Origin of the sequence: Streptomyces sp. NBC_00885, assembly GCF_045207475.1 — a bacterium.
Classification (GTDB): Bacteria; Actinomycetota; Actinomycetes; order Streptomycetales; family Streptomycetaceae; genus Streptomyces.
This window is the reverse complement of the sequence record NZ_CP108796.1, coordinates 1665468-1688772: the sequence shown is the minus strand read 5'-3', so window position 1 is coordinate 1688772 and position 23305 is coordinate 1665468. Positions and strand designations below refer to the sequence as shown.

Annotated in this window: 15 protein-coding genes; 6 read left to right on the top strand and 9 right to left on the bottom strand. The window is 71.4% G+C overall.

Annotated features, from left to right (window positions below; all coding sequences use genetic code 11):
- Window positions 1-13 precede the first annotated feature (13 nt).
- A complete protein-coding gene (locus tag OHA61_RS07665; protein WP_406302380.1) occupies window positions 14-2176 on the top strand; it encodes a SpoIIE family protein phosphatase in 2163 nt (720 codons plus the stop codon).
- Between the two features lie 29 nt (window positions 2177-2205).
- On the opposite strand, the gene OHA61_RS07660 is transcribed toward OHA61_RS07665, so the two are convergent.
- Window positions 2206-2877, bottom strand: a complete 672-nt coding sequence (locus OHA61_RS07660; protein WP_406302379.1) for a TetR/AcrR family transcriptional regulator — start codon at window positions 2875-2877, stop codon at window positions 2206-2208.
- A 63-nt stretch (window positions 2878-2940) separates the two neighbouring features.
- On the opposite strand from OHA61_RS07660, the gene OHA61_RS07655 reads away from it, so the two are divergent.
- The 3 genes from OHA61_RS07655 (at window position 2941) to OHA61_RS07645 (ending at window position 6395) form a co-directional block, all read left to right on the top strand.
- Window positions 2941-4467, top strand: a complete 1527-nt coding sequence (locus OHA61_RS07655; protein ID WP_406302378.1) for a monooxygenase — start codon at window positions 2941-2943, stop codon at window positions 4465-4467.
- A gap of 82 nt (window positions 4468-4549) precedes the next feature.
- Window positions 4550-5806: a macro domain-containing protein gene (locus OHA61_RS07650; RefSeq protein WP_406302377.1), complete on the top strand. Its 1257-nt coding sequence runs from the start codon at window positions 4550-4552 to the stop codon at window positions 5804-5806.
- 40 nt (window positions 5807-5846) lie between these two features.
- Window positions 5847-6395: a hypothetical protein gene (locus tag OHA61_RS07645; protein ID WP_406302376.1), complete on the top strand. Its 549-nt coding sequence runs from the start codon at window positions 5847-5849 to the stop codon at window positions 6393-6395.
- Between the two features lie 15 nt (window positions 6396-6410).
- Here OHA61_RS07645 and OHA61_RS07640 read toward each other — a convergent pair whose 3' ends face one another.
- From OHA61_RS07640 to OHA61_RS07620, 5 genes are all read right to left on the bottom strand, one after another.
- Window positions 6411-7982, bottom strand: coding sequence for a hypothetical protein (locus tag OHA61_RS07640; RefSeq protein WP_406302375.1), 1572 nt, complete (start codon window positions 7980-7982; stop codon window positions 6411-6413).
- 9 nt (window positions 7983-7991) lie between these two features.
- A complete protein-coding gene (locus OHA61_RS07635) occupies window positions 7992-9185 on the bottom strand; it encodes a protein phosphatase 2C domain-containing protein (protein WP_406302374.1) in 1194 nt (397 codons plus the stop codon).
- Between the two features lie 11 nt (window positions 9186-9196).
- Window positions 9197-9877 (bottom strand): vWA domain-containing protein, encoded by a 681-nt coding sequence (locus OHA61_RS07630; RefSeq protein ID WP_406302373.1) that lies wholly within the window; start codon window positions 9875-9877, stop codon window positions 9197-9199.
- A 397-nt stretch (window positions 9878-10274) separates the two neighbouring features.
- Window positions 10275-10955, bottom strand: coding sequence for an RES family NAD+ phosphorylase (locus OHA61_RS07625; RefSeq protein ID WP_406302371.1), 681 nt, complete (start codon window positions 10953-10955; stop codon window positions 10275-10277).
- Between the two features lies 1 nt (window position 10956).
- Window positions 10957-11607 (bottom strand): DUF3168 domain-containing protein, encoded by a 651-nt coding sequence (locus tag OHA61_RS07620; protein WP_406302370.1) that lies wholly within the window; start codon window positions 11605-11607, stop codon window positions 10957-10959.
- Window positions 11608-11979: 372 nt separating this feature from the next.
- Here OHA61_RS07620 and OHA61_RS07615 point away from each other — a divergent pair, with 372 nt between their 5' ends.
- A complete protein-coding gene (locus OHA61_RS07615; RefSeq protein ID WP_406302369.1) occupies window positions 11980-17337 on the top strand; it encodes a CHAT domain-containing protein in 5358 nt (1785 codons plus the stop codon).
- A 136-nt stretch (window positions 17338-17473) separates the two neighbouring features.
- Entirely contained in the window at window positions 17474-17905 is a 432-nt protein-coding gene (locus tag OHA61_RS07610) for a PPOX class F420-dependent oxidoreductase (RefSeq protein WP_406302368.1), read from the top strand.
- 1 nt (window position 17906) lies between these two features.
- On the opposite strand, the gene OHA61_RS07605 is transcribed toward OHA61_RS07610, so the two are convergent.
- Genes OHA61_RS07605 through OHA61_RS07595 form a run of 3 tightly spaced genes read right to left on the bottom strand, consistent with a single transcriptional unit; the run spans window position 17907 to window position 23273 of the window.
- Complete coding sequence (locus OHA61_RS07605; protein ID WP_406302367.1) at window positions 17907-20111, bottom strand: bifunctional serine/threonine-protein kinase/ABC transporter substrate-binding protein; 2205 nt, start codon at window positions 20109-20111, stop codon at window positions 17907-17909.
- Window positions 20112-20121: 10 nt separating this feature from the next.
- Entirely contained in the window at window positions 20122-22437 is a 2316-nt protein-coding gene (locus OHA61_RS07600; RefSeq protein WP_406302366.1) for a bifunctional serine/threonine-protein kinase/ABC transporter substrate-binding protein, read from the bottom strand.
- Window positions 22437-23273 carry a hypothetical protein gene (locus OHA61_RS07595; protein WP_406302365.1) on the bottom strand — a complete coding sequence of 279 codons (837 nt, stop codon included), beginning with the start codon at window positions 23271-23273 and terminating at the stop codon, window positions 22437-22439. Before OHA61_RS07595 ends, OHA61_RS07600 begins: the two co-directional genes overlap by 1 nt.
- Window positions 23274-23305 lie beyond the last annotated feature (32 nt).

The window sequence follows — 23305 nt, the reverse complement described above, 5'->3', positions numbered from 1 at the left end:
GTGAGGTAGCGCGATGGACACCTCCGACGGCAGCGCCGGGAATGATCCCCTGGCCGCATCGTTCAACGACCTGGGCACCGAGAGCGACACGGGGCAGGGATGGCCGATGGACCGGTCGCTCGTGGGTCAGTTTCTCGCCCGTTCACCGGTGGGCATGGCCGTGATGAGCCCGGAACTGCGCTACATCTGGATCAACGACGCCCTGGAACGCCTCGGTGGCGTCCCCCGGGAGGAGCGGCTGGGGAAGAGGCTCGGCGACGTACTGCCGAAACTGGACGCCGAGGCGATCGAGGCGACCATGCGCAGGGTCCTGGAGACCGGGGAGCCCGCGGTCGACATCGAGTACAGGGGCCGCACCCAGGCCGATCCGGAGCGCGAGCACGCCTACTCGACCTCGTTCTTCCGGCTCGACGACACCCTGGGCAGGGTGCGGGGCGTCTGCTACATGGTCATCGACGTCACCGACCGCTGGCGCGCCGGGTCGCGGCTCGCCCTGCTGAACGAGGTCGGCGCGCGGACCGGCAAGAGCCTGAACCTCATACACATCGCGCAGGCGCTGGCGGACTCCTGCGTCCCCCACCTCGCCGACTTCGTCGCCGTGGATCTGCTGGACCCGGTGCTGCTCGGTGAGGCCCCGCGCCCCGGACCTCTGCCCGGTACGCAGCAACTGCGCCGCGCGGGTCTGCGCTCCGCCGGCCCGGACCTGCGGGAGCCGATCGCGGAGACCGGGCAGAGCGTGGTCTTCCCGCCGTCCTCACCGGGCGAGCGGTGCCTGCTTGACGGCTCGTCATACCTGCGCCCCGTCCTGGACGACGAGGCGGGTGGGTGGCTCGCCGCGGAGCCGCACCGTGCCGGGGACAACCAGGGCCTTGGCCGGTGTTCCCTGATGCTGGTCAGAGTCGGCGCCCGCGGCAACGCCCTGGGCGTCGCCACCTTCATCCGCCGCGAGAGCCGCGGCGCCTTCGAGCAGGCCGATCTCCTTCTCGCCGAGGATCTCGTCGCGCGGGCGGCCGTCAACATCGACAACGCCCGCCAGTTCACCCGCGAGCACAACACCGCGCTGGCTCTTCAGCGCTTTCTGCTGCCCCAGAGAGTGACGACGCAGAGCTCTCTGGAAGTGGAGTCGCGCTACCTTCCCGCGGAAGCCAGCGACGGAGTGGGCGGCGACTGGTTCGATGTGATCAGGCTGTCCGGGGCCCGGGTGGCCCTGGTCGTCGGTGACGTGGTCGGCCACGGGATCAGGGCCGCCGCCTCCATGGGAAGGCTGCGCACCGCCGTCCGCACGCTGGCCGACCTAGACCTTCCTCCGGAGGAGCTGCTGGCCCACCTGGACGACCAGCTGCTCGGTCTCATCGGCGAGGACGTGGCGCACCACGAGAGTCCGGCCTCCGCCGTGCTCGGTGCCACCTGCCTGTACGCCGTCTACGACCCGGCCAGCCGCAGATGCACCATGGCCCGGGCCGGGCACCCGCCCCCCGCGCTCGTCTCCCCGGACGGTTCGGTGGCCTTCCTCGACCTGCCGCCGGGACCGCCGCTGGGTCTGGGAGGTCTGCCGTTCGAGTCGGCCGATTTCGAGGTGGCGGAGGGGAGCGTCCTCGCGCTCTACACCAACGGGCTGATCGAGGCCCGCGAACGGGACGTGGAGGTCGGGATGTCCCAGCTGGGCACCGCCCTGGCCAGTCCCGGCATGCCCCTGGACGAATTGTGCGCGAGCGTCCTGACCCACATGCTCAAGGGCCCTCCCGACGATGACGTAGCGCTCCTTCTCGCCCGTACGCACGCCCTCGGCAGCGATCAGGTGGCCTCCTGGGACCTGCCGTCCGATCCGGCCGTGGTGGCCGAAGCCCGTGCCCGGACCCTGCGCTGCCTCGACGCTTGGGGGCTCGGCGAGCTGGGTTTCACGATGGAACTGATCGTGAGCGAGCTGGTCACCAACGCCATCCGCTACGCCTCGGGGCCCATCCGGCTGCGTCTGATCAGGCAGGACGTACTGATCTGCGAGGTCTTCGACACGAGCAACACCTCCCCGCGGCTGCGGCATGCGCGCACCACCGACGAGGGTGGCCGCGGACTGTTCCTGGTGGCCCAGGTGGCCAAGCGCTGGGGCACCCGTTACACCGCCGAGGGAAAGATCATCTGGGCCGAGCACGACCCTTCCGAAGCCCCGGTGATGTAGGCCCTGCCGCGGCCGCGGCAGCCGCACGGTCACGGCCGGGGCTGTCGCAGCTCCCGCAGGCCCTGGACGAGCAGGCGCAGGCCGAACTCGAACTGGGCCTCGAAGTCCGTGCCGGTCAGCACCGGCAGGGTCGCGGCGAGATGCGGGAACCGCTCCGTCGTCACCGCCGCGCGCAGCGCGTCGGGGTCCGCGGGACCCGCGTCCCCGGGCTGGAGCGCGGCCTGCTCCTCCAGCGTGTGGCCGAGCGTGAAGTGCACGACCGCGAGCCCACCGCGAGCCGCCTCCTCCTCGCCGAAGCCCGCCTCGCGCAGAGCCCCGATCAGGGTTTCGGCGTACCCCAGGGTGCCCGGGCCGATGGAGTGCGTGCCCGCGTAGACACGGGCGCCGTCGCGGTGCCGCAACAGCGTGTCGCGCAGCGTCCGGGCCAGAGCGGTCAGCCGCTCGCTCCAGTCGGCCTCGGCCCCTGACGCGGACGGGGAGATGCAGGCCAGCATCCGCTCGGCCATCGCGGTGAGCAGGTCCTGCTTGGTCGCGAAGTAGCGGTACAGCGCACCGGCGCGGACGTCCATCGCGTCGGCGAGGCGTCGCATGGTCAGCGCGTCGAGACCGCTGTCGTCCAGCAGTTGCAGGGCCGTCTCGACGGTACGTGTCCGGTCGAGACGGGCGGGCCGGCCTCTGGCGGGGGTTGACGGAGCACTCATGGAGCTCACTATAGTGAACAATGTTCACGTGAACGCTGTTCACTAAATACCGAGGAGATCACCATGGACACCGATGTGATCGTCGTGGGCGCCGGCCCGACCGGGCTGATGCTCGCCTGCGAGCTGGCGCTGGCGGGCGTACGGACCCGGGTCGTCGAGCGCCGCGCCGAACCGCAGCGGGACTCCCGGGCGCTGACCCTGCACCCCCGCAGCGTCGAGCTGATGGACCAGCGGGGCATCGCCGCCCGCTTCCTCCCGCTCGGCCGGACCGTGCCCGGCTGGCACTTCGCGGGTCTGGACACCCACTTGGACTTCTCCGCGCTGGACTCCCGGCACGGATACACCCTGTTCCTGGCGCAGGCGCGCACCGAGGCGCTGCTGGAGGAGCGGGCGCGCGAGCTGGGCGTTCAGATCAGCCGCGGGCACGAGAGCGTCGGGCTCAGCCAGGACGCCGACGGTGTCGAGCTGACCGTGCACCGGCCCGGCGGGGCCCGGACCCTGCGGGCCCGGTACGCGGTCGGGTGCGACGGAGGACGCAGCTTCGTGCGACAGGTCGCGGGCATCGACTTCCCGGGAACGGACGAAACGATGACCGGGATGCTGGGGGACTTCGCCGTCGTCGACCCCGCCGGACTCGACCGCGCGCGTGCCGCCGGTGTGCTGGCCGTGCCGCTGGAGGAGGGGCTGATCCGCTTCGTCTTCATGGATCCGCAGCGGATGCGGACGCCGAGCGCGCAGCAGGTGACGATCGAGGAGTTCCGCTCCTCGCTGGTGCGGATCTGCGGCACGGACTGCGGTGTCGCCGAGCCCCGGTGGCTCTCCCGCTTCGGCAACGCCACCCGGCTCGCGGGGAGTTACCGCTCCGGCCGCGTCCTGCTGGCGGGAGACGCCGCCCACATCCACTTCCCCGCGGCCGGCCAGGGCCTCAACACCGGCCTCCAGGACGCGATGAACCTGGGCTGGAAGCTTGCCGCCGAGATCAACGGCTGGGCGCCGCCGGGGCTGCTCGACAGCTACCACGAGGAGCGCCACCCGGTCGGGCGGGCGGTCACCGAGAACACCGAGATCCAGACCCTGCTGTGGGAGCTGACGCTCCTGCCCCAGTACGAGCGTCCGGCGGCGGCCCTGCGCGCACTCCTCGACGACCTCCTCGGCATCAAGGAGGTCAACCGCCGCCTGGCCGCGCAGGTTTCCGCACTCGGCACCTGCTACCCGCCCGCCGACGCTCAAGCCGATCCGCTGGTGGGGCGCCGTGTGCCCGACATCGGACTGACCGCTGCCGGTTCACAGGCGACACGGGTCTACGAACTGCTTCCCCAGGGCCGGTTCGTCCTGCTGGACCTGAAGGGGGACGCCGGCCGGGGCGAGGGCGGAGCCGCCGGGTGGCAGTCGCGGGTCACCGCCGTGACGCTCACCGAGCACGACGAGCACGCGGACCTGGACGGGGTGACCGAGGTCCTCGTACGTCCCGACGGACACATTGCGTGGGCCACCCGCGCCACCGAAGCGGACACCCGGCGCACCGAACGCGCCGAGGCGCTGGCCGCCTGGGCCGGACCGGCGGGGAACCGATCGGCGCCGCTGTCGTAACAGCTCGGGCAGGACGGGCGGATACGGATTCATCAGTCCATTCCGGTTGCTGACGCGGACCGCGCACCAGCATGCTGAACCCATGGTTTTCTCTCCCACCACGGTCGCACTTGCCGACATGGTTGCCGAGTTGGGCCTGGTGCGAGCCAATGGGCTGCTGGGCCTGCGGAGACTGGAACTCCCGTTGCTGCACGCGGCGTCGGCCGTGCACGGCGCCGGCGGCGAGGGGGATATGCGGCCCGGCGCCGTGGAGGCGCTGTTACGGGACGCCGTCGAGACGCTCGGGGGCGGTGATCTGCAGTCCGCCGCGCAGTACACGTTCGGGTTGACGCGGGGGGCGCGGGAGTGGGCGGCCCAGGACCGGCGACGCCGGGCGGCAGATGTCTTCCGGGTGAGCATCGACCGGTTCCGCAAGCACCACGAGAAGCTGGTGCTTCAGGAGACCGCGGAAGCCGTACTGGCGCTGTGCCTGGCCCGCTCACCGGCAACCGGGGGTCAGGCGGCCGGCAACGGAGCCGCGGCGGAGGCGTCGGAAGCGACCGCGCAGAGCACGGAGGGCACGGTCCGTGCGGTGGAGCAGATGCGGCGCACCGGCTCTCCGGATGTCCGGCCGCTGCCCCTCGGCCCGCTCTCCCTGCCCGTCGCACTCGGTGGCACGACGGCGCGCATCGTCGTGCACACCAGCCCCATCGAGTTCGTCACAGGCGTCGACATCCTGGTGTCGTCCGAGAACACCTATCTGGAGATGTCGCGGACCTACCGGCCGACCACATCCGGCGCACTGCGCCGTGCCGCGGCCCGGCAGAACGAAGCCGGCGCCATCCTGGACGACGTACTGGCCCGTGAACTGCACGACTGGCTGGTGCGGTTCGCCTCCCCCGGTCTGCCCGTCGCCCCGGGAACCGTCGCGGCCACCTCCGCCGGGGAACTCGTCTCCCAGGGCGTCCGCAGGATCTACCACGCGGCCGTGGTGATGCCCAGGACGGACGGCGGCTACGACACCACACCCGCCGTCGTCACCAAGGCCGTTCGGCAGGTCTTCGAGGCGGCCGCGGCGGAACGGGAGAGCTTCGGCCCGCCCCTGCGGTCCCTGTGCCTGCCGCTGCTGGGCGCGGGCCGCGGTGGTCTGGAACCGGCGGCGAGCCTGCGTGCGATGCTCACGGCGATCGGTCCTGCCCTGGCGGACCGGCCCTTCTGGGAGGTGCATCTGGCGGTGCGGCGTCCGGCGGTGGCCCGGGCCGTGCTCGACGTTCTGGCGGAGCACCGCCCGGCCAACACCCCGCCCGGACCCGGGGGACAGCCCGTTCCCGCCCCGGCGGCGGACGGCCGACGGGCTTGAATGGAAGGGGGCGCTCAACCATGCGACGGCGGGAGGCGGCGTGGACGCCACGGCGACAGCACTGCTGGTGACGGTTGTCGGGGCCGCGACGACGACCATGACCGCCCTGATCACCCAGAGCCGGATCGACCGCTCCCGCCGTGAGGACCGGCGTGAGGAGGAACGGCGGCTGCTGGACGAACGGTTCCTCCAGGAGCGCCAGGAGGCTCTCGGCGCCCGCCGGTCTCAGTACGCCGTGCTCAACACCTCCGCCCGTCAGTACCTGACGGCGCTCTCCGACTACGCGCACGCGCTGGGCCGTGGGTCCGCGGGCGAGCACACCACCCGGGAAGCTTCGGAGCTGGAGCAGGCCCGGGCGGCGTACCGCCGCTGCTACGCGGAGCTTCAGCTGACCCTGCCCGAACCGCTGTTGGCGAACGTGCGGGCGACGAACCGCTCGCTGAACGCCACCTACGGTGTGCTGATACGGCTCACCCACGGCATGGCCCGCACGGGTGAGACGGTCGAGGGGGCACGGCTCCACATCGCCGGACTCTGGAACGAACTCGGCGAACTGCGCGCCGGGTTGAGAGCGGATCTGGCCGACTGAACCGCCCTCATGTCCTCAGCCCGGATCGATCACCTCGGTCAGGCGGTAGGACTTCGTCTTGCCCGACGGCAGAGTGACCAGGACCTGTGCCCCGTCGATCTCGTAGAGATAGTCCCCTTTGGGGGCACGGTAACCGGTGCTCGTCTCGGTGGCGGGGATGGTGATCGTGTCTGCGTCCGGACTGTTCAGCAGCGCTCCGTGGTAGTACACGGTGTCGCCCGTCGTGCGGCACAGGGTGATGTCATGCCAGTCGGTGACGTAGTGGTGGAGCAGTACCGCGTCGGCGCCGTCGGGGATGTCCGCCGCGATCTCGGTCGGACACGGACGCGTTGCGGTGTCCGACCTCAGGTCCCCCTGCTCCTGTTGCTGCTCGTTCAGTGCCTTGTAGGCGACGCCTCCTCCCGCGGCGAGCACGAGGATCAGCATGATCGCCCAAAAGGGGGAGGAACTGTTCGAGGCCGTCCGGACCGGTGTGGCGCGGACAGGCGTGGCGGGGACCAGTGCGGCCTGGGCCCGTGCGGCGATCAGCTGTCGAGCGGGCGTCTGCGGCGCGGGGACCGGGCGCCGGGCGGCGGGCGGAGCGGCGACCACGGGCGCAGGCGTCGGGGTCGCCGTACCCCTGCGCGCGGCCCCGGCCCGGAACTGCTGGGTATGCGCGTCCCGGTACTGCTTCGCGTATGCGTCCAGCACGTCGAGAGGCGGGCGCCGGAAGTTGCCTGTGCCGTCGAGGAAGACGGAGGTGAGGGTCTGCCGCCACTGCGCCGCCGTGGGCCGTCCGTCCGTGGCGAGCGGCTTGCCCAGCGCGCGGGTGAACAAGTCCCGCAGCCGCGGGTCGAGCTTGCGCGGAAAGCCGGAGGCCCCGGTCCAGGTTCCGTTGACGTAGCAGGGGGCGCCGGGGTTGAGGAAGAGGCCCTTGTACATGGCCAGCGCCAGCGCGTACCGGTCGCTGTACCGGTCGTGGGCTTTGATCTTCCCGGCCTGCAGACGAGGGTCTTCCCACCCGGGAGTACAGACACCGTTCGTCGGGGCGGGTGAGAAGGAGCGCATGCCGTCGCTGTCGATCAGGTACGCGTGCGACGGTGACGGCCGCCAGACCACGTTCTTCGCTGAGACATCGCCGTGCACCAACTGCTCGGATTCGAGGTACGCGAAGATGTCGCAGACCCGGATCAGCACACCCACCCGGACCGATGCCTCCGGCGGGTTCGCGCGGGCAAGTGACAGGAAGTCGAGCGTGCGAGGGCTCTTGCCGTCGCGCATGAACTCGTCCGGTATGAGTGGCAGGACGACGCCCTTGACATCGTGTCCGGAACGGACGAGGTCGATGGGCCAGTTCACCGAGGAGGACGCCGTACCGGCGAGCGAGCGCTGGGCCTCGGCGCGGGCCACGATGTCGTGGCCCATCCGCTGGAGGCGGCTGAGTTGGGCGATGTCGGCGCTGTCGTGCAGCGGCTTCAGATATTCCTTGTAGACCCGTACCAGGCCTTTGTCGTCACGACAGCGATAGAGCTTTGCCTGGCCACCGCTGTTCAACTCGGTGTCTTCCACGGCGTACTGGCGGCCGGAGCCCCCCATGACATGGCGCATGACCGTACCTCAGGACTCGGGACGGGGATGCGCGGCCGAGGGATCGGCCTGGTCGGGCACGCGTGCCCAGGACACCGGGGGCTCCGCTGCCGAGGCCGTGGGCCAGGCGACCAGCGCTGTCCGGTCGTCGTGGGAGCCCTGGCGGCGGTAGCGCAGCGAGTCGAGCATGCGGGCGGCGCCGCAGGGCACCGACCAGCGCGACGCCAGCCACGTCCGTACCGAGGGCGAGTCGAACAGGTCGATGGCCAGCCCATCGGTGGTGAGGATCACGGCTTCCACCCCGTCCAGCACGACCGGGGCGTACTCGGCCAGCCGGTGCACGTCGTCGTCCGGCAGATACCCCGTGACGAGGTTGGCGGGCCCCTCGTCCGCCGGGAAGGCGGTTTCGTACGTGCCGCGGGAAAGGGTGAAGACATTGCAGTCACCGACCCGTACGGCATGTCCGTGACCGCTGCCCGCAGATACCTCGGCCGGATCGTGCCCCTGAACTCCGTCGCCGGCGGCTTCGTCGTCGGCGACGGGCAGCGGGAGCCAGCACAGGGCGACGGTGGACGCGAGGTCCGAGTCCGTCAAAGACCCCAGGACCGCGGCACGATGACGCTGTACCGCGACACTGCCCGCCGCGAGGACGTCACGGAGTACGTCCTGCGGCGCCATGGCCATCTGCCGCCCGGTGATGTGCGAGGCGGCCTCACAGAGGTACGAGGCGAGCAGCTCCGCGCCGGTCTGCGCGGTGGCCGGCCGGGAGCCGAGGCCGTCGCAGACGACCAGAATCAGCCCGGAACCGTCCTTGGTGACGGTGTACCGGTAGACGTCCTGGCCCGATGTGCCGTGCACCAGATGCGAGGTGCCGGTCATGCTGGCCGCGGCGATCCAGCAGCCCCGCAGGACTCCGCCGTCCGCGCGCATGCCCGGCAGGCTGGTGGGCACGTCGGTGAGACGGGGCACGGGCAGGCTCGCCAGCTGCCCCGTCCGAGGCGCGGAAGTGGGCAACTCCAGGTATTCGTACGCATCCGCCGGCGTCTGGGCGGGCAGCAGCGCGCCCGGTGGCTGTGCCGTGCCCGGCCGGGCGGCGGAGTCCGCCAGGGCGCCCGGCGCCGCGGACGACTCCGGGGTGGCCCCGGGCTGATCGGCCGAGGAGGCCGGGCCGGCGGGGGCAACCGGCTCCGGCCGGTTGCCCCTGGGCCACCACTTGGAGACCATCGTCGCGCCCGTCAGTTCGAGAGGACCGGAAGCGGCGTCAGACCCGTGGACTGTGGAACGCTCAGCCCCGCCGCGCCACCCGCCCGGAACGACCCCGAGGTGGTCTTGATGCTCAGGAGCACGGTGTGCAGGATCTCCTTCACCGCCACTGCCGGATCCATGTCGGTGGCGAAGAAGGCGTGCTGGGTGGACACCTGCGCGATCACGTCCCGGTTCGCCTGGCCGAAGCCGAAACTCACCACCTCCGCGCCGTACTTGTCCTCCCTGCTCCGCAGCCGGTCGAAGTCGTCCTTCCAGCTCTGCCCGGCGTTGTGCTGACCGTCGCTGAGGAAGAAGACCACCGGCCGGTGGTACCTCGCCCCCCGGCCCAGCCCCCCGATGCCGTCCACGAGAGCCTCACGGGCGACCCGGAACCCCTCGGCGAAGTTGGTGCCGCCCTGGGGGGAGAGCGCGGGCATCTGCGCATGGGCCATGTCGCTGAGCGGCAGAACGCAGCCGGCCGAGTCGGAGAACGTGACCACCGCGATGCGGGCGATCTCGCCGGTCGTCGGGTCGTCCAGGATCGCTCTCTGCATGGCGGGCAGGGCCGTGTTCATGGCTGCCATCGGGCCGCCCGACATCGAGCCGGACACATCGATGACAAGACAGACGGGAAAGATCGCAGGTCGTTCGGATTCGGCGAATTGAGACACGAGAACCCCCAGAGTTTTCGGGCGCGAGTAAATCGCGGGGAAAGCGGACGGAGAGACGAGCGCGAATCGAAACGCAGAGCGATGGGCAACGGGTTCATGAGGCCGGCCGATTCGCGCGAAACCGCGAATTCTGTGCCCTGCGGCTCCGCATCCCCCGGAGTCCCTCCGATTATCTCTTTCGAAGGCGCTTCGGTCGACTATGCACGACCGGGAGGTGTGTGCGGCTCATTTTTGCCTACTTGCGCGATAATTCCCGGACGTGGCCCGAATTTCGCCCAGGTTGTGCCCGGATGGCGCCCGGGTCTGACCGGTCGGGCCCGGGTGACGCCCAGGTCTGACCAGCCAGGCCGGTGCATGCCGGTCCGCCGTGCGGAGCGGGGGCAGGCCCGTCCGCCGCTCAGTCCGGGGGTGCGCCTACGCGTACGCAGTAGTCGGCCAGTGTCCTGTCGAGCCAGCGGATCCCCGCGCTGTCGTCGAGATCGATCGTCGTGTTCGGGACGGCAGCCACGACCTTGTTCACCTTCTCGCCGAGGAGTGGACCGAAGCGGTCACCGAAGAGCACCGCGGTGGGCTCCGGGTGATCCTGCTTCGAGGTCCAGATCAACCCCTGGGCCCAGTCGGCCTGCTGCCGCAGCCAGTGCGCCCAGCGGCGGGTGAACGGATAGTCGGGTGTATCCGCCTGGATGAGCCAGGTGCCCTGGCTGACCGCGCTCATCGCGCGGCGGTCGAGCAGCGACAGGAGCGTGACATCGGTGAGCAGCTCCAGTTGGGACAGGCACCGGCCCTCGATGGCGCTGTACGACACGGTGCGCGGCACGCCGTCGTCGATCGGCAGTTCCTTCAGCAGACTCTCCACGAGCGCCGTTTGAGCGGTGGGGGCCACATACAGGTACGAGTAGAGGTCGTTGCGCGTGCTGTCGAACCGGGTGCCGCCGAAGTGATGATCGACCACGGTCGGGTTGAAGGCGGCTCCGGATCGGGCCTTCCTGTGCACCCGGTAGAGCCTGGTCCCGGCAGGCCAGATGACCTGGTGCGCCGTGCCCGCGAGTTTGTCGGGGAGTTTCGCCGGACGTCCCACGTCAGTCCCCCTCGCCCACGGCTCGCGCCGCTGCCATCAACTCGTCGTCCGGGACGCTGCCCAGGACCTCGGCAGGCGCGGTGCCCAGCCAGTAGTTGCGCCCCAGCCACCAGTCGGCAGCACCCCACGGGTCCTTGGAAGCCCTGAGTACTTCGTTGATGGCCAGGACCAGCGGCACCGGTGTGCAGTCCTCCTGGAACTGGAACGACGGCAGCCGTACTTCGCCGCCCTTCCGGGTCAGCCGGATCAGGTGCGGATGCCGGGGATCCTGCCCAAGGACGTCCCTGACCTGTGTCTCGGAGAGAGACGTGGCGGACAGCAGCCGGTCGCGGATGAGGTCCCAGGGGGACGGCGCGAGGGACCTCTGCTGTTCCGGTCCTGGCCGGGGGGCCGCCCGCCGTGCGGTCGTGGGCCGGGCCGCCGCGGGGCGGTGACCGTGGCGTACGGCCATCCGGCGAAGCAGTCCGGGCGCCGCGGCCCGGTCGGGCGCCATGGTCGAGCGCCACTGCCGCAGGGCGGGGTCGTCGGCCGGTAGCCGGCTGCGTACATGGGAGGCCACCGCCAGGCCGATCGCCCGGAGTCCTTCCTCGTCCGAAACATTTCCGAACAGCCCCAGTAGCCGGTCGAGCTGTTCGCGATCAGCTTCCGTCAAACGTTCGCGTAATTCATCGGGATGTGATTCGAGGTCGGTCAGAATCGAAAGATCAATATCGTCCATGCATCGTCTCCTCTCACGGTTCAAGGCAGCGGAAGTTCTTCCCGCGAGCGTACTGGAAATGCACCGGAGTGGCCCCGGTGTGCGTAATGCATTGCCAGGCTCGTACGTCACCGGGCAGAATCACGACATCGCAGTGCCGTGCAGTGCTGCGGGAAAACTGTGGCCGGCGGCGCCAGGTTTTCACCGGAACGGAATTCCGGCTGCGTGATGGCGCTGCGGCAGGAGAACGGGGGCCACCATGGCTGCACCACAAAATGACGTCCGCGGCGCGCTGCCGCTCCGCCCGCGCCGAGGAGTTGGTCCGCGATGAGCGACGACCTCGCAGCGCTGGAGGCGGAGATCGCCCGGCTGCGCGAGCGGGCCGCCGTACTGCAGCCCGGCGGTCAGGATCGCTGGAACACCGAGGCCGACATCGCCGAACTGCTGCTTCTGCACGCCATGGAGACCGTCGACCTCTTGCCGGCGCCGGACGGGGAACTCCCGGACGGCCTCGTCCAGTCGCGCGCCCTGCTCGACCGCCTGCGGGCCGGGCACCGCACCGGCACCGCCTCCTACCACTGGGCCTGTCTGCTGGCCGCGCGGTGCGCTCAGTTCGAGACCGACCTGACCGGCGACCCGGACGTGCTGGACACGGCGATCGAGCTCTTCGAGTCCGCGATCGCGCCGTTACCCCCGCACGGGCACGCCGTCTTCCCGCCGCTTGTGGGCGAGGCGGAATGGTGGCCGCCCGGTGCGGCCGTGAACGCACGGTGCGATCTGGCCCTCGCCCGGTTCAACCGTAGTCGCAGCCTTCCGGGAGAGCGCCGAAGCGGGGACCTGGACCGGATCATTACGCTCCTGACACCTGTCGTGGACGGCACGGAGGCAGGACTCGTCCACGACCCCGAACTGGCGCTCGCCTGCCTGGGGTTGGCGCTCGCCGACCGCTCACGCGCCCCCGGCCCGCCCACCGCGGCCAGGTCGGCCGACCGGGGCCGGGCCATCACCCGGCTCGGGGCAGCCCGCGCCGCCGCTTCCGATTCCGGGCCCCTGCCCGAGGTCACCTTCCAACTGGCGCTGCTCCAGTTTCTCCAGCACGACGACGGCTGCGACCTGACCGGCGGGCCCGGCGACCACGGCGCGCGCTCGCGGCCGGCCCATGAACTCGGCCCCGTGCTCGACCTGTTGGTGCCGCTCACCCGCGACCCGTCGACGGACGGAGGCGACGCGACGGATCTGGCCGTCATGGTCGCCCGTCACCTCTACGAACACGACGGCGCACGGGCCGCCGAAGTGGCCCTCATCGCGTGGCACCGCAGGGCGATCGACCATCCGGGCACCACGCACCGCCAAGTACGCGCCAACCGGGTCGATCTGGCGCTTCTGCTCATCGACCGGGCCGAAGGCAACACAACGGCAGCGACGCCCGGGAATCCCGCCCCGCACAGCGACCTCGGCGAAGCCGCCGAGCATCTCGACCTGGCACTGGACGCTCTTGCCCTGCGGTCCGGGCCCGGCGAGCGGCCCGAGACCGGCGAACCACCCGAGACCGACGAGGAACGCGCCCAGGAACGGCTCAACATCCTCCTGGCGCTGGTGACAGTGCTGAGCATGCTCCTGCCCGGCAGCACCGACGATGCGCGGCTCGACCGCCTGGTCCGGCGGGGGCAGGAGCTGATCGACGTCATCCCCGACGCCGACAACGACCGCGGCGATGCCTGCCTGCGACTCGCCCTCGCCCTGTTCGAACGGACGCACCGTCGCGCTCTGCCGCATCTGCACGAGCTGCTGCGCCGGGCGATGACGCCGGGCCGGACGGACCCCGAGATCGCCCTGGCGGCCGGCGCCCCCGGCGTACGGGAGGACAACGAGCTGACCATCAGCCTGCTGCGGACCGGCGTCGGCCTCTACGGCTACGAGGACGACCTCTACGAAGCGGCAGCGTGTGCGCTGGCGATCAGCCTTCTCATCGGCTACGCGATCCGGCTGCCGGTTCGGGACCGTGCGCTCATCCAGGAATCGGTGCGCTGGTTCCGTATCGTGCTCGATCGCGCGCACGAGGGCGGCGACAGCTTCGCCCCGGATCCGGATTTCGACGTACTTTTCATCGGGGCACTCGCCAACAGCATCTGGACCAGCGACCCCTTCGACCCGGCCCACTTCGCCTCCTGGGGGGAGCCGTCGAGGGGTCCCGACATCTCCCGCCACCCCAGCGTCGAGGACGACCTCCAGACCCTCAGACACCTGCTCGAAACGTCGGCGAAGCGGCGTGAACAGCCTGTGCCCGTGTACGAACTACTGCTGCTCCTGGTCACCTTCGTACGCAGCCGGGGCGACCTGGACGACGGGGCATGCCGGCACTGGCGGGACCGGCTCCACCGGGCATCGGCGCACACCGACCCGACCGAGCAGCCGCTGAAGGGATTCCTGCTGATGGCGGCAGGGGCACTCGGCCATGAGCTGGGACGGCGCGGGTTGGCCAAGCCGGCCGAGATCGCGTCGGCCGACCGGCTGCTGCGCGAGGGCCTGCGGTACATGCCGCCGGACAGCGACGTCGCCCGGTGGGCCGAGCGACTGCGGCCGGCCGGCTACGCCGGGCTGCTCCAGGGGCTGTTGGGCGTCTTCACAGGGGATGCCGGGGGTGCCGGTCGGGGAGTGGCGCACGGCGAGGACGCATCCGTACGCTCCCCAGGCTCCGTACGCTCCCCAGGCTCCGTGCGTACCCCGGGCCACGAGCGAACCCCTGACCCTGCGACTGCACCTATGTCCGCTTCCGTACCTGACGCCGAGCCGGAGGACATTCCGCTGTCCGCGGCGGCGGTCCTGCCGGGCGACGGGAGCGGCTATCCCTTCACCGAACCGGTCGGCCGAATCATCGAGATCGTCACACAGCCGGCACGGCCAGGCAGCCACGATCACGGCCACCGCCCGGCCGCCGTCATCGCCGTGCACGCTCTGGCACTCCACCGGCGCTGGCTGCACGAGAGCGGGACCTCGGACCTGACCGACGCCATCGCCCTGACCCAGCAGGCGATCGCGACCCTGGACGGCAGCGACAGACCCCTCGCCGACCGGCTGGCCATGCTCCTCGCGGGCATGCTGCTCGACCGTCATCTGCTGCTCGGCGACCGGATGGATCTCGCCGCCGCGCGGGAGGTCTATGGGCGGCTGCGTGAGTGTTCGGACCCCCGCGACGCCCACCCCGAACTCGTCACTCTGCTGGCCCGGCCCGCCGCCGGGTCCGCCGTGGGACAGCCTGATCTCGGCGCCCTGCTGCGGCCGGGGCGGCCGGCGCCGCCCGGCACCTTCGCCGCCGAACTGCTCGCGGCCTCCGGGCTGGTCGGTCTGCTCGCCGCCCGGCGGGACGGGAGCACGGATCAGGCGGCACCCCCGGGCGACGAGGCGGACCGGGCTGTGCGGGCACTGGCGGAAGCAGCCTCCGCGCTGCCCGCCGACCACCCTCTGCTGCCCGCGGTGATCAGCGAGTCGGGTCTGTTCCTCGCCACCCGAGCGGCCCACAACGGCGATGTCACAGCCCTGCGCGCGGCGGTCGAGGATGTCGTCCGCGCGGCCTCGCTCTGCTCACCCAGCAGCGCACACCGGGCGCCGCTGCTTCTCCGAGCGGCCGCCGTGCTCTGCGCGCATTCCCACGCGCTGGACGGACGCGGCCATGCCGCCGCCGCTTCTCCCGCCCGGACCTCACTCGACCGGGGAATCGACCTGCTGGCCGCAGCCGTGGACGAGGCGGGTCAGGGTTTCCACGGGGCACGCGCCCGCTGCCGGTACGGCCTCGGACGCCTGCTGCTCGCCCGCTTCCGACGGACGCACGACAAGGCGGACCTTCAGCGGGCGGTCGGGCTCCTGCAGGATGTGCGTACGGCCGTGCACTCCCGGCCCGGTGACCCCTTCACGGTGCTCCTCACACGCGCGCTGGCCGAGGCGTTGCGGGCCTACGGTCCGCAGGACACGGACCGTCGCGAACAGTCGCGTGAGGCGGCCAAGTCGGTTCTGGCCGCGCACGGACGGGCGGTTCTGCTCCAGACCGGCACCGAGGCCGCCCTCGACTCCGCCCGCGCGGCCGGCACCGACATGATGCGCCTGGTCGACTGGTGCCTCACGGACGGCTGCACGGAAGCAGCCCTGGACGCACTGGAGTTGGGGCGCGGACTCGTACAGAACGCGGCGACCGTGGCCGCCACCGTGCCCGAGCTGCTGGAGCAGGCGGGCCGGGCCGAACTCGCCGAGGAATGGCGGAGGGCAGACCACGGGCGAACCCCCGGAACGCCGTCCGGTGCCCCCTTCGCCGTTCCCGACGGACTGCGGCTGCGCGTACTGCAGGCGCTGGAAGGAGGCCCGGCCGAACGGTTCATCCACTCCGCACCCACGCCGTCAGAGACCGGACGTGCCCTGCGGGCTGTCCGTGCCGACGCCCTGGTCCATCTGATACCGGGTGCGGACGGGACGGGCGACGCCCTCGTCGTGACGGCCACCGGCAGGGTGGAGCGTGTGCGACTGCCGGGACTGTCCGTCCCGGACGACGGGCCGGCGGCCGCCTACGGCGAGGCGCTCCTGGAGTTCAGCGCGGCCACCCGCGAGCCGGGCGTGCTCCCGGCGGAGAACGATCCGCCCGTGATGTGGGAGCTCCACCGGCGCAGCAGGAAGCGTGTGCGCAGGGCTTCGGACCGGTGGCGCAAGGCCCTGGATCCGCTCTGCTCATGGGCCGGTGAGGTGGCCATGACCCCGTTGATCGAACACTTTCGGTCGAGCCGGCCCCACCGGCTCCCGCGGCTGGTCCTGTCGCCGGTGGGCATGCTGGGGATGGTTCCCTGGCACGCGGCACGGCTGCCCGACGGTCCCGCGGGCCCCGTGTATGCCTGCCAGGAGGCGGTGATCTCGTACTGCTCCACACTGCGGCAGCTCGTGGACGTGGCGGCCCGCTCCCGGCTGCCGTGGGACGGTACGCAGGTCGTCGTCGCCGACCCGGGAGGCACACGGGTGATGCACGACGAGGCGCGGCTTATCGCGGCGCACTATCCGAAGGCCACCGTCGTCGGACCGGTCGACGACGTGCCCGAGCCCGCCGGCCCCGGTACCCGTCCGCCTTCCCGGGCAGCGACGGCGGCCGCAGTAGGCCCGTTCCTGCCGGGCCGCGGCGGGTCCAGCGCAGCCGTCTGCCACATCAACTGCCATGCCACCGCACGGGCGACACCCGCCGGGTCGAGTCTCGATCTGCACCCCGCCGCGACGCCGCCCCAGGCGTTGACCATTGCGGAGATCCAGGCGCTCGCCCACGGCCGCGACGCCCGGGCCCCGGGCGGCCTGTTGGTGCTCGCCAACTGCACCAGCGATCTGACCCTGGCCGACTACGACGAGGCACTCACCCTGTCCACGGCGTTCCTCACCGCGGGTGCCGCATCGGTGGTCGGCTCCCTCTGGGCGATCTCCGACGATGTTCGTACGTCGCTGGTGATGTACATGTTCCACCACTACTTCACCGGCGGGGGACTGCCCGCACAGCCGGAGACGGCCGGATCGCCCGCCGACGCGCTGCGCGCCGCCCAACTGTGGATGCTCGACCCGAACCGGATCGTGCCGCCCGCCCTCGCCCACCTGGTGAAGGCGAACCCCGAACTACCCCTCGACACCCCGCAGATCTGGGCGGCGTTCACGCACCAGGGACACTGACCCGGACTCGGGGCCGCCAGTCGCGGGCGTCGGCCGTCGGGGTTCACCTACAGGCGTGTCGGCTTGGTGTCGATCCGGAGGGATGCCATTCGCAGGGAAGGTGGAGGACCCTTCACGCACACGCCCGGAGGATGCCATGTCGTTCACCGACGATGAGATCGCCTACATGGGGTCACAGCCGCTCGCCCGCGTCGCGACGCTGTCTCCCGACGGCCGGCAGCCCGATGTGGTCCCGCTCGCCTTCGAGTACGACGGCACGTACTTCTGGGTCGGAGGGACCGGCGCGGCTGTCGCAGGGACCCGCAAGTTCCGTAACGTCCGGGCAGGCCACCGCGAGGTGGCCCTCGTCATCGACGATCTGGTGTCCCTCGATCCGTTCGTCGCACGGGGCGTACGGGTCTACGGCCGCGCCGAAGACCCGGTCGAGCGGGTGGGGATGGTCGGCCCTGGCCTCTACATGCGCATTACGCCGACGCTCTCCTGGAGCTGGAACATGGAGGGCCGCCCGGCGGGCAGTGAGTGGTACCCGTCGCGGCGGACGGTCCATGAAGCCCCGCCTCGCGGCTAGTTCAGGCTGTGGCGTTCTCGTACTGGCCGAGACAGCCGAAGCGCCCACCGGACGCCTGGAAGAGATACAGCCCGTCCAGGTTGTAGGGGGTGCTCGATGCCGTGTAGTGCAGCCGTTTGGTGATCCCCCGGTAGTCGGTGTCGCGCAACCGGTCCACGATCGCACCCCGTTCGGCGTGCGATGCGCCCAGCGTGGTCATGGCGCGGGCAACGAAGAGTGTGGCGTCGTACGCCTCGGCGGAGTACCAGGGCGGAGCGGCGCCGTTGAAGCGTCTGCGGTAGGCGGTGACGAACGGCTTCGCCGCCGCCACGCGGGTCGGATCGAGGAAGGCGGTGGAGAAGACCCATCCCTCGGCCGCGTCGCCCGCCGAGGTGAGGAACCGGGGGTCGAGGGCGCGCTGAGTGGCCAACCGCGCGCCGGAGTAGCCGGTGGAACGCAGCGCACGGGCCAGCTTCGCGGCACGCGCGTACCCTCCCGCGAACACCACCGCGTCCGAGTCGGTCACCGACTCGGCGAGCGCACGGAAGTCGTCGGCCGAGTCGTCCTCGGCCGCGAGGGTGCGCCGGGTGGTGGTGTGCCGCCCGGATCGCATGGCCTCACTGACGCCTGTGCAGATCTCCTCACTGAAGCCGCCCTCCGTCGCGTCGTCGATCAGGACCGTCCTGCGTGCCTGGGCCGTGCGCACGAGGTAGGCGATGACCGGGTGCGCCAGGGTGCTGTCGGACGGGCGGGTGGCCGCGTACACCCGGTGCGCGATGGTCGACACGTCGTCGAGTCCGACCGACACGGAGACCACGGGAAGCAGCGCCCGCTGGTACTGACCGAGGACGGCCTTCGCGCAGGCGTCGGTGGTCGGCCCGATGACCGCGCGGACCCGGTCGTCGGACGCCAGTTGCCGTGCGACCCGTTCCGCCCGGGTCGTGCTGCCCGCGTCGTCGTGGACCTGGAGCGTCAGCTCGAAGCCGCGGTCGGCGCGGGAGTTGAGGTGTTCGACGGCGAGCCGGACGCCGTTCTCCTGGGCGCGGCCCACCGTCCGGTGGTTTCCGCTCAGGTCGGCGTGCAGGGCGACGACGAGCTGCGGAAGCCGTGAGCGGGTCCGGCTTCCCTGCGCCCCGGCGCGGCCGGAGCGATCCGCGGTCCACCAGGCCGCCGTTCCACCCGCCGCCAGCACCCCGGTGGCCGAGCCCAGCACCAGGAAGCGGCGTCGCGTGGAGCCCTTCGGGGCCCCCTCTGGGGCAGGGACTGTCTCGTCGCCGGGCCGCGCACCGGCTGTCGTCGCCCCGGAAATCTCGGTCGCATCGACGGCGGGCAGGGAAAGGACGGCCGTCGAACCGCGCGCGATCAAGCGGGTGAGCGATTCGGGCAACCAGCCCCCGCCCTCGCCCGTCCCGACGTGGGGATCCGCCTCGTCCAGGGTCCGCCGTATCTCGGCCACCGTGGCGCGGGAGCCGGAGTCCTTGACCAGACAGCCCCGCAGCAGCGGCAGCAACTTCGCCGGAACGCCGTCCAGTTCCGGCTCGTCGTGGACCGTACGCACCAGCACTTCGGCCGCCGAGCCCCGGCCGAATGGACGCATCCCCGTCACGGCGTACGCCAGCAGACAGCCGAGCGAGAAGACGTCACTGGCCGGCCCGATCTCCCTGCCCCGTCCCTGGGCCTGTTCGGGGGAGAGGAACCCGGGGGAACCGACCACCATCCCGCTGGCGGTGAGCGCGGTGTCCTCCGGCATACGGGCGATACCGAAGTCGATCATTCGCGGGCCGTCGACCGCGAGGAGCACATTGCCGGGCTTGACGTCCCGGTGCACCAGACCCGCCCCGTGCACGGCGTCCAGCGCCTCGGCGAGGCGGGCTCCCAGGAACCGGACCGACGCGTACGGCAGCGGCCCGCACTCCTCCACCGCCTCCGCCAACGAGGGGCCCGGCACGAATGCCGTGGCGAGCCACGGCGACTCCGCGTCCGGGTCCGCATCGAGCAGTGGCACCACCCAGGGGCTGGAGACCCGGCCCGCTGTCTCCACCTCTCGGCGAAAACGGGCACGGAAGCCCGGGTCGTGCGCGTACGCGCCGCGGATGACCTTGACCGCGGCAAGCGAACCTCCGCCGGAGCGTGCCAGATACACCACACCCATGCCGCCCGCGCCCAGTCTGCGCAGCATCCGGTAGCCCGCGATCCTGGCAGGGTCGGCGCCGCGCAGCGGCTCCATCAGCGCCCCATCAGGTGGACACCTGGTACGGCGCCACGCCCTGGTACCGGAACCGGCCGCCGGTGACCTTCCACAGGAAGACCCCGCTGCCGTCGACGGTCAGGGCCCCGGTCTGCTTGTTGAAGGCGAAGTTCTTCGAGATCCCCTTGTACGTCGCCGAGCGCAGCGCCGTCGTCAGGTTCTTGCGGGTGACGCCCTTCGCGGGCAGCGCGCCGAGGGTCTGCGCTGCCAGGCGGGCCACGTCGTACGCCTCGACGGCATACCGCTCAGGCTCGGCACCGAAACGCTTGTGGTACGCGGCCGCGAACGCCTTGGCCTGGGGAGCCACGGCGGAGTCCATGACGGGGGCGACGATCACCCAGCCCTCGGCCGCATCCCCGGCAGCGGACAGGAACCGTGTGTCGAGCGCCCCCTGGGCGGCGGCCTTGGCCCCGGGGAACTCACGGTTCTTCAGCTCCCGGGCCAGCAGCGCGGCGCGGTCGTGGTGGCCGGCGAAGACCAGGGAGTCCGCGCCGCCGTCGAGAAGGGCGTCGATGGTCGGCCCGAAGTCGGTCCGCAGTGCGCTGACCACCTTCGGCACGGCCGGCGTTCTCTCCTTCCTCAGGATCTGGCTGAGTGTGCTGCTGATCTCCCAGGCGTGCGCGTCGGCCGCCCGGTCGTCGACGATCCCGATCGTGCGCGACTTCGCGGTGCCGCGCAGATACGCGCTGAGGTAGAAGGGCAGGATCGTGTCCGTCACGCGGGCGTGGAGGAAGGACCGGCTGCCCATCACCGCGAGCACGGTGGCTCCGGGCGACACCGCGATCACGGGTAGCAGGGCGGCGTCGTACGTCGCGAGCGAGGCCTGGGCGGTGGCATCCGTGGTGGGACCGATCACGGCCACCACGGAACGGTCGGCGACCAGTTGCTTGGCCACAGCGGGCGCCCTTGCCGGATCGCCGCCGTCGTCCACGGTCTTCACGGCGAGGGTGAAGGGCTTGTCCTTACGGGAGTTGAACTCGTCGACCGCGAGCCGCAGTCCACTCTCCTGGGCCCGGCCGACCAGCTTCTGATCACCGGTCAGGTCGGCGTGCAGCCCAATGGTGTGCACGGGCCGGGCGGCCGTCGATGGGGGGCCGGAGCCGTCGCCCCTGTCCTTGCCGTCACCGGAAAGCGTCGCCCAGGCGGCCAGGCCGCCTCCGACCGTGACAGCCGTGGCGCCACCGGCCAGAAGGAGGAAACGGCGTCTGCCGACGGCGCGGCTCTGCGGTGGGGCTCCCGCCGCACCGGAGCCGTTTGCCCCGGGGACGACCTCGGTGTCGTCGATGCCGGGAAGCGCGAGCCCGGCAGCGGACCGTTCTGCGATCAGCCGGATCAACGGCTCGGGCAACCAGTCGGCTTCGTCGCCGGGGGCGTGGCTCTCGGGCATCCGCTCGGCTTCGCCCTCAGGCATCGGATGGATCGCACCGGGCGGGCGGTCCGAGGACGGCGAAGGCACCCGCAGGGCCTCCCGTGGGTCGGGAGGCGAAACGTCCGGCTCGGGGGCGGTAACCGCGAGGGTCCCCGACAGCGCCTCGGCCGTGGGTCGTAGGGACGGGTCCTTCTCCAGGCAGCCGCCCACCACCTCGGCGAGCTCCTGCGGAACACCCTCCAGATCCGGCGCGTCGTGCACCGCGCGGAACAGCAGCGCGTCGAGTGTGCCGGTACCGAACGGAGGGCGGCCGGTGGCCGCGTAGGCCAGCACGCAGCCCAACGAGAAGATATCGGCGGCCGGTCCCAATTCCCGTCCGCCCTGGGCCTGTTCCGGTGACAGGAAGCCCGGGGTGCCGACCACGATGCCGGTCGACGTGAGCGCGGTGTCCTCCGGATCGCGGGCCACACCGAAGTCGATCAGCCGTGGCCCGTCGAGTGCCAGCAGCACATTGCCCGGCTTGACGTCGCGGTGCACGAGACCGACGGCGTGGAGGTCACCCAGCGCCTGAGCGAGCCGGGCGCCCAGCACCCGCAGGCTCCGCGGGGGCAACGGCCCGTGCGCGGCGACCGCCTCACCGAGCGAAGGCCCCGGCACGAAGGTGGTGGCCAGCCAGGGTGAAGCCGCTTCGGGGTCCGCGTCCACGAGCGATGCCACCCAGGGGCTGGTCATCCGGCGCGCCGTGTCCGCCTCGCGCCGGAACCGCTCCCGGAAGCCGGCGTCCTCGGCGTACTCGGCCTGGATCACCTTCAGTGCGACCAGTGATCCGCCGACCGAGCGTGCCAGGTACACCACACCCATGCCGCCCGCGCCGAGCCGCCCGAGCAGCCGATAATCCGCCAGCCTGGCCGGGTCGGACGTACGGAGCGGTTCCATCAATTCCCCTTCAACTGCTGCTGGATGCGCGTCAGCATCTGTGCCAGGGCGGTGGCGCCCAGTTGATCGAGTTCCGGCTGGGGGCGCCCCTTCGCGCCCGTCACGGAGACGGCGACGACGACCGTGCCGAGCCGGGCGACCATCCACCGGTACGGCACGGGTCCGCCGCCTTTCTCGACGTACTCGCCCGCTTCGAGTACGGAGTCGTCGGCGTACTGCTGCTCGCGGGCGCCGAAGGGGGTGCCGAGCGACATCAGGCCCGTGATCCGCTCGTCGGTCCGGGGCTGCTGTTCAGGGCAGCGCAGAACCTCCTCGAGGGTGGTGCTGAGCTGTTCGTCGGCGCCGAGGACGGAGGTGTGCGCGGTGGCCGTGGCTGTCACCTTGACGGTGCCCTTGGCTCCCGCACCGGGCAGTCGGCTGTACCGGGACACACCGGCCAGTACCCCGTGGGGGAGCTTCTCCCGCTGCCAGCGGCAGCTGCCGTCCAGCACGGCCCAGGTATTCGGAGTGCTCCTGGCCGGATTCTGGGCGACGAAGCCCCGGCCCCAGTCGCTCGGGGCGAGCACGACGGAGTCGACCAGTCTTCGCGCGTCCTTCGAGGTCCTGGGGACACGTGCGGCGTCGGGTGTGAAGCCGGAAGGAGCGCTCGGGCCATCGGAAGGGGTCGCCCCGGTTGCGGGCGAGGGACTGTGCGAGGGCGCCCCGGTCTTCCGGGATACCCCCTCGTTCGCCCCCTTTGCCGACCCTCCCGAACCACCCGCACAGCCGGCCAGCAGACTCCCCGCCACCAGGACGGCCGCCCAACTCCCCAGCACGCCCCCGGCGTTGCTCTTCACCCAGTTCCCCCCGAAACCGCTCGCGGTGTCCG

Excerpts from the sequence above, each read along its gene's own strand:
- OHA61_RS07665 (WP_406302380.1), top strand. The coding sequence starts at position 14 with ATGGACACCTCCGACGGCAGCGCCGGGAATGATCCCCTGGCCGCATCG.
- OHA61_RS07660 (WP_406302379.1), bottom strand. The coding sequence starts at position 2,877 with ATGAGTGCTCCGTCAACCCCCGCCAGAGGCCGGCCCGCCCGTCTCGAC.
- OHA61_RS07655 (WP_406302378.1), top strand. The coding sequence starts at position 2,941 with ATGGACACCGATGTGATCGTCGTGGGCGCCGGCCCGACCGGGCTGATG.
- OHA61_RS07650 (WP_406302377.1), top strand. The coding sequence starts at position 4,550 with ATGGTTTTCTCTCCCACCACGGTCGCACTTGCCGACATGGTTGCCGAG.
- OHA61_RS07640 (WP_406302375.1), bottom strand. The coding sequence starts at position 7,982 with ATGCGCCATGTCATGGGGGGCTCCGGCCGCCAGTACGCCGTGGAAGAC.
- OHA61_RS07635 (WP_406302374.1), bottom strand. The coding sequence starts at position 9,185 with ATGGTCTCCAAGTGGTGGCCCAGGGGCAACCGGCCGGAGCCGGTTGCC.
- OHA61_RS07615 (WP_406302369.1), top strand. The coding sequence starts at position 11,980 with ATGAGCGACGACCTCGCAGCGCTGGAGGCGGAGATCGCCCGGCTGCGC.
- OHA61_RS07610 (WP_406302368.1), top strand. The coding sequence starts at position 17,474 with ATGTCGTTCACCGACGATGAGATCGCCTACATGGGGTCACAGCCGCTC.
- OHA61_RS07605 (WP_406302367.1), bottom strand. The coding sequence starts at position 20,111 with ATGGAGCCGCTGCGCGGCGCCGACCCTGCCAGGATCGCGGGCTACCGG.
- OHA61_RS07600 (WP_406302366.1), bottom strand. The coding sequence starts at position 22,437 with ATGGAACCGCTCCGTACGTCCGACCCGGCCAGGCTGGCGGATTATCGG.